The organism is Desulfomonile tiedjei (assembly GCA_016212925.1).
Classification (GTDB): Bacteria; Desulfobacterota; Desulfomonilia; order Desulfomonilales; family Desulfomonilaceae; genus JACRDF01.
Map to the genome: position 1 here is coordinate 425,331 of JACRDF010000047.1, position 12,939 is coordinate 438,269.

A 12,939-nucleotide genomic window follows, 5' to 3' on the forward strand; every position below is an offset into this window, starting at 1 on the left:
GCTGCTTACCTTCAGATTGGACTTGACATAAAGGATGCAAGTGACTAACAATGAGCATGCTCGATCATACACGAATCGAGAGGCATCGACAACGGAGATGCACGCCGGTGTTGAAATGGACCTGAAGGAATACTTGGAGATTCAACGGCGCGAAATAGAGCGCCACAAATGGATCGAGTCGGAGAAAGCAGGCAGAGACCTCGGAATGGACGCGGCCATTGATTGGATCTTGAAGTACGCGGACGTATTCAGCGACAATCTCGGCAAGCAATCGGAATCTTGAGTTAACTGCACTTAGACTCCCTTCCTCCTCTTGTCCCGAGCGGCAGACGCTAAAGGTTTATGCCGCGCAGCACCTGTCTATAATCCCCATCAATTTCCATAGATTTGGTTCCTCCGCGCTACTGCCCTTATCCAAAGTGCTTTCCCCTTGGACGGCCTGGTTTTCTCTCGAATCTCTACTTGATCATCAGGAAATAAATCAAAGGGGCGATAGCCAACCGGTACCACGCGTACGGTGCTAAAGACCAACGCTGCACGAGACTGATGAAAGTCTTCACGGCCAGAGTGGCAGAAACAAAGGAGACAACGAAGCCCACCGCGAAAAAGCCCAGATCGGAGAACGCCAGCAAATGCCATTCCTTGAAAAGATCGTACGAAGTAGCTGCGATCATGATGGGTACAGCGGCCACAAAGGAGTATTCCGCCGCCACTTTTCTGTCGAGGCCCGAAAATAAACCGCCAATAATTGAGGACGCGGACCGGGACATCCCCGGCCATAAGGCAAGACACTGGAACAAACCCACAGCCAGCGCTTGCTTGTACGTCAGCCCGTCGAGATCCTTGACGCCGGAGTCAGGTTTGAACTTCTCCGCGAGAAGTATCCCGATTCCCCCTACGCCCAGCGCCCAAGCCACGGTCATCGGAGAAAACAGATAGGTCTTAATCATTCGATGAGCCAGAAATCCGGCTATCAGTGCGGGAAGTGTGGTTATGGCGAGGAGCGCCAGGCCCTTCCAGCCGGCAAAGCCGTGTTCCACTCTGCTATTCTCGCCATTGAATGGAATGAGTGCTGTGAACCTGTTCCAATACAGGACTACCACGGCAAGAATCGCCCCCAACTGTATGAACACCTCAAAGGCCGATGCCTTTTGGCCCGAAAAATTCAGCAAATTTCCTGCCACAATCAGATGGCCGGTAGACGAAACAGGCAAGTACTCAGTCAGCCCCTCGACTATTCCTAGTACGCCTGCGACCCAAAGATCACTCATCAAGAATCCTCTGGTTCAAAACCGCTGCCAAAAGCGGCTCCGTAAAGATTGCTGTCAACGACCACGATGGGCAGCGAGCGGCCGAACGCCCGCGTGGGGGCACGGTACGCCGTGCCCCCGGCGGCTCTAATTCGCAACACGTTTGACTGGATCTCGATGCCTCAGCATGCAGACGACGCGTCCCTCACTTGGCCTCGATCAACTCCACATCAAAGATGAGGGTGGCGTTGGGAGGTATTACTCCTCCTGCGCCCTGTGCGCCGTAACCCAATTGCGGGGGAATGGTCAATTTCGCGCGGCTACCGACTTTAAGGAGCCCTATTCCTTCATCCCATCCTCGGATGACCCGGCCCGCGCCCAACGGGAAACTGAACGGCTCGTTGCGGTCCCTGGAACTGTCGAACTTCTTCCCGTCTTCCAGGGTCCCGGTGTAATGCACTACTACGGTTTGCCCGCTTTTGGGCACCGGACCGTTGCCCTCTTTAAGGACCTCCACCTTCAAACCCGAGGGGGTGGTGAAGGCTTGAGCCGCGTGACTAACCGTCGTGGCCAATAAAAAAAGACATCCCGAGAATAGAGCCATTGAAAGTAAGCTTATTTTCAACACAAACTCCTTTTCTGAATTGAATTCGATCTTTGCCTCTTATCAGGCGTTTTTCAGCATGTCCAGGCAATTTTGCCCTCATTGGGCAGGACCCAAAAGGTTCCGAGCAACATACGCTTGTTACAACCGAGCAATATCACATCGTGGAAGGGAACGTTCAAACGTAGACCTCGCGTAATGCTTGTCAGAGCCGGATTTGATAACGGCTAAGAAGATTTCTTTTTCGGCTTGGTTTTTGATGGGGCTTGGCGGGACTTGGAGGTATCCCATTCGCCGGAAATGGATGGGTCTATGCCCTCCTGTGCCATCCGAGCCATTTCACCGATGTTTATCGTTTGCGTGTCTCCGACAGTGAGGCCCGGGGTGTCTTTTTCATGCTGGCCGACAGTCTCCCCGCAATGGGGACAGGTCTCCTTCCCCGACTCCAATTGTGCCGTCGTCAATTTCAAACGTTTCCCACAAGAACACGTCCAAATCTTCATATTCTCGTTCATTTTGCCGCCCGCTGCCTTCGGAGGTCGTCCCGGCAAAGGGAATGCCTCCCATTATCGTTCAAATATCCTAAGCCATTTCCAACCAATGTGACACACCTTAATAATCTAGGCCCGCGGCTCAAAACAGGGTAGGGAATGTCACTCTCCCAGGTGACTGCGAGGACAGGAGGCATTCCATGGCCTTCTTTACTCCTTTATCGTCTTCGAGTTCAGCTAGCTTCAACAGGTCCACCCGTTGTTTGCCCATCCCTTCCGCGGTGACCTCTTCCATGATGTCGGGTTCGAGGCCCTTACCTTCTATATCACGACCGTCGGGCGTGTAATAGTGTGCCGTGGTCAGCCGGAGGGCAGACCCGTTCCGTAGAGGGTACACCGCCTGAACTGAAGCCTTGCCGAAGCTTTTCTCTCCGACCACCCGGACATCCGGCCGACCCTGGAGCGCGCCGGCCAAGATCTCCGAAGCACTTGCCGTGCCTTTGTTAATCAGGACAACAATCGGCACTCGAGGAGAATTAGTCTTGGGGCTGGCTGCAAATTCTCGATTCAGCTGCCGGTTGCGGCCTCGGATAGAGGTTATGGTTCCTGAAGGCAAGAACTGGTCAGCCACGTCGATGGCCTCGTCGAAAAGACCCCCTGGATTGTCGCGAAGGTCAAGGATGAGACCTTTCGGGTTTTCCTTGCCGCGAACCGACATACGGCTCAAAACCTTTCTGACCTCATCAGCGGTGTCTTGTTGAAAGTTAACGATTCTCAAGTATCCTATGCCTGAGCCAAGATTCAGATATCGAACCGGAGGAATGTGAATCACCTGGCGGCGAATCCGCACGCGACGGATTGCTCCGGATCGACCGTCCCGAACTGCGACCGACATGACCGATCCGGCGGGCCCTCGGACTTTGCGCAAGACTTCCAATAAAGGCAGCCCGTGGAGCTGTTGGCCGTCGATCTCGACAATGGTATCCCCGGCCTGTATGCCTGCCTTGAACGCGGGAGATCCTTCAAATGGAGAAATTACCACATAATCCCCGTCTTTGGTGGTAACCACCATGCCCACTCCGCCGAATTTCCCGGAAGTCCCTATAGACAGTTCCTTGAGCATACCCGCGTCCAGCAGCCCCGAGTTGGGGTCCAGGCCTGGCAGCAAGGCATTCAGCACCATCCTGAAAACTTGGTCTTTGGGAATGCGGCAGCGGACCGCCACCCCCTGAACAAATGCCATGAGACAATCCCGCGGGTTGCGGTCACAGTCGCCGGGGAGCACAATTCCGTCCGCGCAAGGAGGCGGCAGAGTCAGTGTTAGCCTTGCAAGAGGACCGAGAAAGATTTCGTCGTCGGACAATTCCTCAACATAATTCTCTTTGACCAGTCGAATCGTATCTTCAAAGAATTGTGGAGCGCTGCCGTGAGAGGAACCACCTCTCGTAGCCCCCTGTTGGGCATCAACACGTTGCGCGACCGTAAAATCACTCAGGAGTAAAGGTCCGGCTCTGTGCCCTGACGGCTGGCGGCCTACTGTATCCGCGGCCGCCGGCAAGCAGAGCGTCAGCAAAAACAGCAGCCAGATTGAGCGATAATAACGAGGCAAATGCTTTTCCAGTCTTTCAAGTCAGGTACATGCGGTCGTCAATGAGCAACTCATCGGATTAGTCGTCTCGGCGACCACGTCAACGACTTGAATCCTGAGAAGAACGCACCGTGAGGACAGGGCAAGTTGCCTTCCTCACAACATTTTCCGCAGTGCTTCCCATGATCAAGTGCTTGATTCCGGTCCATCCGTGGGTACCCATTACAATTAATTGCATTTTCTCTTCTCGGGCGAAACGGACGATTTCGGAAGCAGGGATGCCGACCCTGGAATACGTTCTGACTGATTTGAGTCCTCGGCGGCATTCCGCGCCAATGAGTTCAAGTGCCTTGTCAACAGACTTCTGAATGCCTTCGAGGGCTGATCGTATGTCCAGCGGCACTTCTTCCTCCAAAGATGGATACCCTATCTGGGAGGAATTAATCACGTGGAGGATCGCCAACTCCGAGGCAAAGGCCTGGGCGTAATCCACCGCGCACTGGCGAGCGGCCGTGGAATTCTCTGAGAAATCAGTGCTGAACAATATCTTTTTGGGCACCATGTTCAACGACCTCATCCCTGGAGAGTTTTTTCCACTCCCGGACATCCTCTTTTATCAAATTAGAGCCTCTTGCCAAAGAGATCAAGCAAAGAACCCCCGTACATACGCGGCAGCCCAATTCCTCTGCTATAATTGCCTGGTGCTAATTTACCGGAGAAAATTGCCGCGAGCAATTCGCTGCGTTAGTGTGCAACTTGAGCCAAGCGTGAAATAACAATGACTCAATCCGATCCTGCAAAGAGCCTTCTATCAAAGGTCCGGGCCACCATTCGGCAATACCGAATGATCGAACCGGGTGGGGGGGTTGTCGTAGGCGTATCCGGTGGGCCGGATTCCATTGCTCTGATCAATATCCTCAACGCTCTGAAATCTGAAACGGGATTCCGGATTGTCGCCGCGCACATGGACCACGGGCTCCGGGAGGATTCGTGGAAGGACGCAGAATTTGTGCGGGAAATGTGCGACAAAATGGACATTCCCATCGAGGTGGTCGCACAAGATGTCCGCGCGATGGCCGCCAATGAAGGGGTGAGCATTGAAGAGGCCGGTCGCCGCTGCCGTTACAAGTTCTTCGAAGATGTGAGGATTTCTTCCGGTGCGAATGTCATTGCCACGGCCCATCACATGGATGACGAATTAGAGACGTTCTTCTTGCGGATTTTCAGGGGATCGTCGCTTCGTGGCATGAAAGGCATCGCGCCTGTCAGAGGACAAATCGTTCGTCCCCTCATACGAGCGGAAAGGGCGGAAATAATCAGTTTTCTTGAAGCCCGGCATCTTCCTTACCGAGTGGACCCAACGAATCTGGAGACTGAAACTGACCGCAACTTTATTAGGAATCGCTTATTCCCGGCGATCAGGGAACGGTTCTCCAACTTCCGGGACCCACTCCGACGCACCTTGGCGATGCTGGCCCAAGAAGATGAATTCCTCGACGCTCAAGCGAAGAAACTCTGCTCAGAAGCTGTTTCGGGCAGCGAAGACAGCTTGGTATTAGACGTTGAAAAACTGCGCTCAGCTCCTAATGCCCTGACTGCAAGATCGGTTTTGCTCGCGCTGTATGATTCGTCCGGCCGCGACGAGCGTTGGAGCAGGTCGCACATTCAGGCTTTGATCAAGGCGCTCTACAGCGTCAACCCTTCAGCGCGTCTTGACCTACCCGGCGGCCTTGTCGCCAAGCGCGAATACCAAACGCTTAGAATCCTTCGCGAAAAACCTGGCACGATTCCGACAGCTCTCGACATGATTGTAACCGGTCCGGGGGAAGTGGAATTTGCCGAAACTGGTTTTACCTTGAGATTTCGATTACTGGAGGGCGACGGCAGGTTCCCGAAAGCACCTGGCGGCGAGGCTACAGCTTTTTTTGATGCCGACAAGGCAGCCTTTCCGCTGACTTTGCGGCCTTTCCGGCCTGGTGACAGGATCAAACCTTGGGGATTGGACGGAAGTCGAAAGCTCAAGAAGCTATTCATAGACATGAAAGTACCGGCCGGCTTGAGACGAGTAATTCCCTTGCTGGTCAAAGAAGGAGAGATATTGTGGGTGCCGGGGATTCGACGCGGTCAGGCCGCGGCCGTGACGCCTGAGACCCGCCGCATCCTGGAAGTCACGCTTGCGAGAGGCCTGGACGAATTGACGGATGTCGGATTCACGCGTTCGGATTAATGACAAGGTTTTGCCCCTTGTGGAAGAGAAAGATGTGGGCCGCAAGTTCCTATTACATTATCAAGTATTATCGAAATTTCCTATTTGATTAATTGATCAAAATTATGTAATAAAATATTATCTCGCATGTTTGATTCGAGAGACCTCCGCAAAAACCTCTTGCGTGTCACAGTAAAGCCCAACCGGAGTTAATCCTTGACCTATTCCCCCAAGCTGGCGTTATGCAATTTCTTTCCCGATACAAAAATCCTCAAGCAGTTTGCGCTCGAACACGGATTTCAAGGCATTGACTGGACGTTTAACAGGGAAAACCTTCCGCGCACGAGGGTGGAAGAGTTGAGGCTGGCGAAAAACATTTCCACCCTGCATCCGCTTGAAGTGCGATACCACCTCTTCTTTACCGATACGGACCTCGGAGACGTTGACGCGCACAAAGCCAAGAATGCCGCAAGGCTCCTGCATCACGCTTGTCGGCTAATTTCGCGGTTGCGCGGCCGGCGCATAACCGTCCACGTAGGTCTGGGCAGGGATTCTTCTTCCGGCCTCTGCTGGCAAACAACCGTTGAAGGCCTGGCGGACCTGACAAGATTCGCAGCCGGCATGGGCATACGCGTCTGTCTCGAAAACCTAGTGCGAGGCTGGACCAGCCGCCCTGCGCTCTTTGAAAAGATCCTCGTGAAAAGCGGTTGCTGCGCGACTCTGGATATTGGTCATGCTCGATGCAGCGCGTCAGTGCGGAACGGGTCTTACCGAATAGAAGATTTTGTGCTCGCGCATCCGGATCGTTTCCTGAACGCGCACATTTACCACGAGGAAACCATGCAAGGGCATCAGCCGCCGGTGACATCGGCGGACATCGAAGATCGCCTGCGCCTGTTGTCGCGGCTTCCATTTTGCGACTGGTGGGTGCTGGAACTCAGGGAAGAAAAGGCCCTCTTGCAGACCCTGCGGGCAGTGCGGGAATTCCTCCAAACGGAAGCACGCTCAATTGCGACTTCCCGGGCCGCGCGTTATTAGGAGCTTTTAAGAGTTCACAACGTGCAAGAATTCTCGGAATTTCCCGGTATGCTAAAGGAATCCGCCTTTGTCATTGCGAGCGCAGCGAAGCAATCTCTGCCTTGCAGCGCTGAGATTGCTTCGTCGCTTCACTCCGCGCAATGACACTGACTCGCATGCTGGCCAGGTCAGGGATTTGAGACCTAATTGCGGGACACCACACTACGACACGCCCAACTCTTCGCCTGCAGTTTTGTAAGGTTTGGGGAACTCCGGCTGATAGTTTTGATAGAAGGTTACGGGATAGCGCGCACCGATCTTCTTGCCGGCTTCTTTCAAGCCTTGAATCAGCGGTTCCAGGCCGCTTGCGGGCAAAGCAAAAACCATCTCTTCATCCTGGGTCATTGAGAATATCCTGTCGCCATTACCGGGAATGGCAATTCGGGGGGCCCGGCTCTTGAACGGCGCGATAAGATACTCAGCGCATTCGACCTTGCCGCCGAAGTTCCCCGCGACTCGCTGCCCCTGGTTGTACACCCATCCCTGCGTTAAACGCATGACCTGAGCAGGGTTTCCGTACAAGACCACGGTGTCCGGCTCGAACGTGGCTTTCTCAAGAGGCGCCAACAGTATGGCTTCGAATTCACCCTTTGCCAGAAACTGCATGGACCCGGTTTCTTCCTGGGCCGCGGCTGCATCTTTGAGAAAGCCCACCTCGCAGAAAAGCTTGCCAAGGACTTTTCTTTGATCCACCGCGGGTGTCAGGCCGAAGGCCACCATGGCCGGAACGCAGATCAAATCTGCTGTTGTCACCCCTACAGTCCATCCGTAGACACGCGCCATGGTTACCGCCTGACAAATTGTGATTTTCTTCCCCAACGCGGTGGAGGGCCGACGCGTTTTTTCAGGGAACAGGTCCTTGCTTTTGAGGAACTTCACTGCCATGGGAAGGGTTTTCAGCCGCAGATCGTTGTGTATAAACGTCGCCGCTTCTCTGTAGTCCATTTCCGTCCTCCTTTAAAATGGGCTCCGCCTGAAAGGGGAAAGTACGCCACCCCGCCTTGGCGTAATATAGTGACATCAAAAGTGATTCCGGTTGACACCGGCTAAGTGTAACTGTTCGCCGAAGGGCGGTCAACATCGAAGTCCCTCAGCCAACCGGACGCTGCACGGACATCATGCGCCTTGTTTGAAATACCGCCGACAATAACGCGTGCCGGTTTGACTTGGTTTGGTCCTTCGGGTAGAGTCGCGGCAGCTTCTCGAATCACAGCTCGGTAAACACACCGCCAGTTCAATGAAAAAGAAAATTCCGGACAATTCCGCCGCGGAAGGCGGGCAATCCCTCTATCTCATTTTCGGAGACGAATTTCTGGTAAAGGAGCGCGTGGCACGGCTGGTAGACGAAGCTTTGGACCCTGAGCTTCGCGGCACCAATCTGATCGTCTTGGATGGGAGCACGCTGGACCTTGGAGAGCTTTCGTTGCAGCTTTTCACTCCGTCTTTATTCGGTGGATCAAGGGTCATTCTGGTAGATCAGACGACCTTGTTCATGGGGCGGTTCGATCAGCGCAAACTTGTGGCCAAGGTTTTGGATGCCTGGGCCGGCGGTGATAGAAAATCCTCCTTCAAAGCTCTCGGACAATTGCTGAACCTTGCCGGTCTTGACTCCTCGGCAATAGAACGAGGCTCTGATTGGATCAGCGAAGTGCTTGGCGAGGGCGCTCGGCCCCAGGACAGGGACAACCTGGCTCGCGCAGCACAGGCTTTCATGGAAGAAGGCCGAAAGGTCGGGGGCGCAGCGGACGAAAGTTTCTTGGAAGAACTCATAAGTTCCCCTTTTCCGGAAGGAACAGTGCTGATTTTCACCGCGCCTGAGGTGGACAAACGCAAAAAGACGTTCAAGGTCCTGGAAAAAAGAAGCCAGGTAATTGAATGTGCGGTGAGAGAGGAAAAATTTGGCGTCGGACTGGAAAAATCGTTCTTCGACCAGCGGGTCCGCGACGCGCTAAAAAGGGCCGGAAAGAAAATTTCCCAGGAAGCCCTGGAGACAATGTACGCGCGTTCGGGGAAACAGCTCAGGATGATCCACAGCGAGGTGGAAAAGCTGATAGGCTACGTTGGCGATCGCAAAGAGATCAGCGTAAAGGACGTGCAAGACCTATTTTCCGATTTTCACCAAGTGGCTTTTTTTGAGCTGAACAATGTCTTGCGGACCGGCGACGTCAAAAAATGTCTGCCCGCGCTGTACGAAAACCTTAAGATCGCAGAGCACCCGTTGCAGACGTTGGGACTAATTGCCAGTGAAATGCGAAAGCTTATGGTTGCTCGAGAGATGCTGTTCACGATTTTTCGATCCTCATGGAAGCCCGGAATGCAGTACAAGGAATTTGTTTCAATCTTGAACAAGGTTCGCGAGGAAAATCCGGCTCTTATGGCAAAAGGCAAGCTCAAACTGCTTTCCATGAAAGATTATCCTCTCTATTTGTATCTTCGCGATGCGCAGCGATTCCCCATGGCGAGGCTCACGCGAATCATGGAAGCCGTTCTTGAAGCCGACGTGATGATGAAATCGACCAGGGTGGGCAGCCGCTCGCCTGAAACCATAGTGGAAAACCTTGTGCTGACTATCTGTAGCCAACCCCACCCCAAGTCGCGAGCAGACAAAACTACAACGCTGCACCGCTGAACCAGGAAAACTATTTACATAAGAGACGTTCCCCCGTAGATTCTCTCATTGGAAGCGTAGTCTACCGTGATAGTTCCGGCCCTTTGCCATACGGACTTCGGGAGGTAGCGTGCAATGACCTCGAAAAATCGGCGAACGCTGATTCGAATAGGAGCAGGAGTGGTTTTCTTCGCCATCCTGCTTTGGCTGATGAAGGCCCTCGAATCTGTCACCACCGTGATTCTGGTGGCTTTCTTTTTGGCGTATATATTGAACCCTGTGGTAGAGCGCCTGGCCGCGTGGGGGTTAGGCCGGTCCCTTGCCGCATTTGGAATACTTGTCATTGTGCTGCTGATCTTCGTCGGCTTAATTATGGCACTTGTGCCCGCGGTGGTCGATGAAATATCAGCCTTTGCCGTCCTTGCGCCCAAGTATGTGATAACTCTCCGGGACCTTATATTTTTTACCGCCGAGAAGCTGAACATCCCCATCCCTCAGGACTGGGATCAAGTTGCCACCATGCTCGCGGAAAAGGGCAAGGAATGGCTTCCGAGGGTTTCAACCGTTGCCACGGGGGTGCTTGGCTCAGTTTTCAGGTCTACGTTGCAGATACTGTCCGTTATTCTCCACGTCGCGCTCGTGCCCATAGTGGCATACTATTTCATGGTCTCGTTCGCCAACATCAAAACCGGGATAGCCGAATTAATCCCGCCATACACGAGAGAAACCGTCCTCGGGAGGCTTGGGGAAATAGACCTGGTGCTCGCGGGATTCATCAGGGGGCAATTGACCATCGCGCTGATCATGGCCGGGCTCTACACCATCGGGTTCCTTTTGATCGGCATCGACCTGGCCATAGTGCTGGGAACCATCTCGGGATTACTCTTTTTCATTCCTTATCTGGGCACCCTTTTCGCTCTAGGGGCCGGAACCGCGATGGCTCTGGCAAAGTACGGGGACCTTGCCCACATGTTTTATGTCGTGGGCTGGATCGCAGCAGTCCAAACCTTGGAAGCGTACGTTTTGACTCCCAGGATAGTTGGCCACGCTATCGGGCTGCCTCCTGTGGTGTACATTTTGGCGGTTATCTCGGGCGCGGAACTCTTCGGGTTTGTAGGCATGCTGGTTGCTATTCCGGTTACCGCTATTCTGCTGGTGCTGCTGAAGAGCGCTGCTCAGGCATATCGGACGTCTTACCTGTACAATGATCCGACAGGGCAGGATTAATGGCTAAAGGTGTCCTGTTCGTGGTGTCCACACCTATCGGCAACCTCGAGGATATTACGGCCCGTGCCGTCAAGACCCTGAAGGCCGTAAGTGTAGTTGCCTGTGAGGACACCCGCCAGAGTCGAATACTTATGCAGCGGTGGAACATTTCCACGAAGCTGATGAGCCTGCACCGCTTCACCGAGAGCCGCAAAACACAGGCCATCCTGGAACGCCTCGACCAAGGGGAAGACGTGGCGATAGTCACCGACGCGGGGACACCTGCTATTTCGGACCCCGGCCACCGAATTGTCCGAGCCGCCCTTGATGCAGGATTTCAGGTCTCTCCAATCCCCGGACCGTCATCGATCACCGCGGCTCTTTCAGTCTCGGGTATGGACTGTTCCACGTTTGCTTATCTTGGCTTCATCCCGCGCAAAGACAACCAGAGAAAAAGCTTCTTTGAAAAGATCCTTAAGGCGGAGAGCACCTGCATCTTTTTCGAAACACCGCGTCGAATCCTGGAAAGCCTGAAAGTCGCTGTCGAGATTTTGGGATCGCGGCGTATGGTTCTATTTAGAGAGTTGACCAAAATACATGAAGAAATCCTCTCAGGGACCGCGCAAGACCTCCTCGAAATCCTGACAGGCAGGGACGTGATCAAAGGCGAAATAGTAATCGTGGTTGAAGGTGAAGCCTCGACCGCGACAGCGATTGATCTGGACGAAGTTGTCGAGGACCTTATGAAAGAAGGCCTTTCGGGCAAGAGGTTGGCCGACGAGGCGCACCAGCGGTTCGGGGTAAAAAAGAGCGCCGCGTACGAGAAATTCTTGGCCTTGAAGAGGTCCAAGTAGGATGCAGTGAGCCAAGCGAACCGCGTCGCTCGGGCCACCGCCGCATAATTCCGGTCAGGATCTCCGATCCATATCGCACTTATTTGTAACTGAAGACCCCTTCACGAAATACCGGCTTCCCTTGGGTATTGAATACCGCAAACGGAACCGTTTTCTCTTTTTCCGGCCGGTAGCTGACGACGGTAAGCACTTCCCCGGGAACAACCGGCTTGCCGAACCGGCCGGCTATGGACGCCACCCGCGTGATGTCGTTGTCTACCAGGTGCTTGGTGAGGGCGTTGCAGATCATGGCCATGACGCAGGCCCCGTGCATGATCGTGCGCGGCAGGCCCGCCATTCGGGCGAGGAATGTACTGGTATGGATAAAGTTGTTGTCGCCGCTGGCTCTCGCGTAGAGGATTTGCTGTCCCTCTTCGGTGGGAAGCGAAAGGCGGAACATTTCCGGGGCTGACTGTTCTTGAGGGGGCTTGGTAGGCCCTGCGCTGTTCTTCGACTTCACCAGGAATCCGATATTGCCTTGCACCGCGACTCGGCCTTCAACCAGTGCCGCGGCGGACACCTCCAAGGTTTCACCCCGAGGGCTGGTAGAAATATTCTGTATTCGGGCCTTGATGGAGATTTGATCTCCTTGCTTGATTGGAGCGAGCCAAGACACGGATTGGGATATCTGAACGGTCTTCAATAGATTCAGTCCAAGGGACTTATGCGCCCATATGTCTTTTACCAGCGGAATAATCAGCTTGCCGATGAAGAACGGCGGCGCCAAGGCCTGAGCCGCATCGTAAGAGGGGTTGTCGTCGCGTGTGGCCCGGGCGAATTCCGCTATCGCGTCCCTTGTTACGGGCGGAAATTTCTGCTCCGCTGTGTACCCGATCATGGCCCGGTTCATTTTACGGGACCGGGCATTGCGCATCATGGACAAGAATAGCTGCATGGTGGAGGTCGGCATTTTTGCTCTTCCTTTATTTGTAAGATCCGCGGAATGAAGTGATGGGGGCCTGAATCCGCATCATTTTGATTGACACGGATGGTAAGTCGGCCTAATAAATAAGTAA

At 53.9% G+C, this 12,939-nt stretch carries 12 protein-coding genes; 6 read left to right on the forward strand and 6 right to left on the reverse strand.

Annotation, left to right across the window (positions count from 1 at the left end):
* Positions 1-40 precede the first annotated feature (40 nt).
* The gene (locus tag HY913_20705; GenBank protein MBI4965710.1) at positions 41-283 is read left to right on the forward strand and encodes a hypothetical protein; all 243 of its coding nucleotides are present in this window, start codon (positions 41-43) and stop codon (positions 281-283) included.
* Between the two features lie 175 nt (positions 284-458).
* Here HY913_20705 and HY913_20710 read toward each other — a convergent pair whose 3' ends face one another.
* The 4 genes from HY913_20710 to HY913_20725 form a co-directional block, all read right to left on the reverse strand.
* The gene (locus HY913_20710) at positions 459-1,271 is read right to left on the reverse strand and encodes an undecaprenyl-diphosphate phosphatase (GenBank protein MBI4965711.1); all 813 of its coding nucleotides are present in this window, start codon (positions 1,269-1,271) and stop codon (positions 459-461) included.
* A gap of 184 nt (positions 1,272-1,455) precedes the next feature.
* Positions 1,456-1,854, reverse strand: coding sequence for an FKBP-type peptidyl-prolyl cis-trans isomerase (locus HY913_20715; protein ID MBI4965712.1), 399 nt, complete (start codon positions 1,852-1,854; stop codon positions 1,456-1,458).
* A 633-nt stretch (positions 1,855-2,487) separates the two neighbouring features.
* Complete coding sequence (locus HY913_20720; GenBank protein ID MBI4965713.1) at positions 2,488-3,954, reverse strand: S41 family peptidase; 1,467 nt, start codon at positions 3,952-3,954, stop codon at positions 2,488-2,490.
* Positions 3,955-4,033: 79 nt separating this feature from the next.
* Complete coding sequence (locus tag HY913_20725; GenBank protein MBI4965714.1) at positions 4,034-4,495, reverse strand: universal stress protein; 462 nt, start codon at positions 4,493-4,495, stop codon at positions 4,034-4,036.
* A gap of 216 nt (positions 4,496-4,711) precedes the next feature.
* Between HY913_20725 and tilS the strand changes: the two genes are divergently transcribed.
* Positions 4,712-6,160: a tRNA lysidine(34) synthetase TilS gene (tilS, locus tag HY913_20730; GenBank protein MBI4965715.1), complete on the forward strand. Its 1,449-nt coding sequence runs from the start codon at positions 4,712-4,714 to the stop codon at positions 6,158-6,160.
* A gap of 195 nt (positions 6,161-6,355) precedes the next feature.
* Positions 6,356-7,177 carry a sugar phosphate isomerase/epimerase gene (locus HY913_20735; GenBank protein ID MBI4965716.1) on the forward strand — a complete coding sequence of 274 codons (822 nt, stop codon included), beginning with the start codon at positions 6,356-6,358 and terminating at the stop codon, positions 7,175-7,177.
* Between the two features lie 201 nt (positions 7,178-7,378).
* On the opposite strand, the gene HY913_20740 is transcribed toward HY913_20735, so the two are convergent.
* Positions 7,379-8,161: a DUF169 domain-containing protein gene (locus HY913_20740; GenBank protein MBI4965717.1), complete on the reverse strand. Its 783-nt coding sequence runs from the start codon at positions 8,159-8,161 to the stop codon at positions 7,379-7,381.
* 292 nt (positions 8,162-8,453) lie between these two features.
* Between HY913_20740 and holA the strand changes: the two genes are divergently transcribed.
* The 3 genes from holA (at position 8,454) to rsmI (ending at position 11,884) form a co-directional block, all read left to right on the forward strand.
* Positions 8,454-9,845: a DNA polymerase III subunit delta gene (holA, locus tag HY913_20745; GenBank protein MBI4965718.1), complete on the forward strand. Its 1,392-nt coding sequence runs from the start codon at positions 8,454-8,456 to the stop codon at positions 9,843-9,845.
* Positions 9,846-9,959: 114 nt separating this feature from the next.
* Complete coding sequence (locus HY913_20750) at positions 9,960-11,051, forward strand: AI-2E family transporter (protein ID MBI4965719.1); 1,092 nt, start codon at positions 9,960-9,962, stop codon at positions 11,049-11,051.
* Complete coding sequence (gene rsmI, locus HY913_20755; protein MBI4965720.1) at positions 11,051-11,884, forward strand: 16S rRNA (cytidine(1402)-2'-O)-methyltransferase; 834 nt, start codon at positions 11,051-11,053, stop codon at positions 11,882-11,884. The genes HY913_20750 and rsmI overlap by 1 nt, the downstream gene beginning before the upstream one ends.
* 79 nt (positions 11,885-11,963) lie before the next feature.
* Here the strand turns inward: rsmI and HY913_20760 are convergent, their stop codons facing one another.
* Entirely contained in the window at positions 11,964-12,833 is an 870-nt protein-coding gene (locus HY913_20760) for a MaoC family dehydratase N-terminal domain-containing protein (protein ID MBI4965721.1), read from the reverse strand.
* Between the last annotated feature and the right edge of the window lie 106 nt (positions 12,834-12,939).

Bases quoted from the DNA above. Each gene is read 5' to 3' on its own strand.
- holA (MBI4965718.1), top strand. From the start codon at position 8,454: ATGAAAAAGAAAATTCCGGACAATTCCGCCGCGGAAGGCGGGCAATCC.
- tilS (MBI4965715.1), top strand. From the start codon at position 4,712: ATGACTCAATCCGATCCTGCAAAGAGCCTTCTATCAAAGGTCCGGGCC.
- HY913_20710 (MBI4965711.1), bottom strand. From the start codon at position 1,271: ATGAGTGATCTTTGGGTCGCAGGCGTACTAGGAATAGTCGAGGGGCTG.
- HY913_20725 (MBI4965714.1), bottom strand. From the start codon at position 4,495: ATGGTGCCCAAAAAGATATTGTTCAGCACTGATTTCTCAGAGAATTCC.
- HY913_20760 (MBI4965721.1), bottom strand. From the start codon at position 12,833: ATGCCGACCTCCACCATGCAGCTATTCTTGTCCATGATGCGCAATGCC.
- HY913_20740 (MBI4965717.1), bottom strand. From the start codon at position 8,161: ATGGACTACAGAGAAGCGGCGACGTTTATACACAACGATCTGCGGCTG.
- HY913_20750 (MBI4965719.1), top strand. From the start codon at position 9,960: ATGACCTCGAAAAATCGGCGAACGCTGATTCGAATAGGAGCAGGAGTG.
- HY913_20715 (MBI4965712.1), bottom strand. From the start codon at position 1,854: ATGGCTCTATTCTCGGGATGTCTTTTTTTATTGGCCACGACGGTTAGT.
- rsmI (MBI4965720.1), top strand. From the start codon at position 11,051: ATGGCTAAAGGTGTCCTGTTCGTGGTGTCCACACCTATCGGCAACCTC.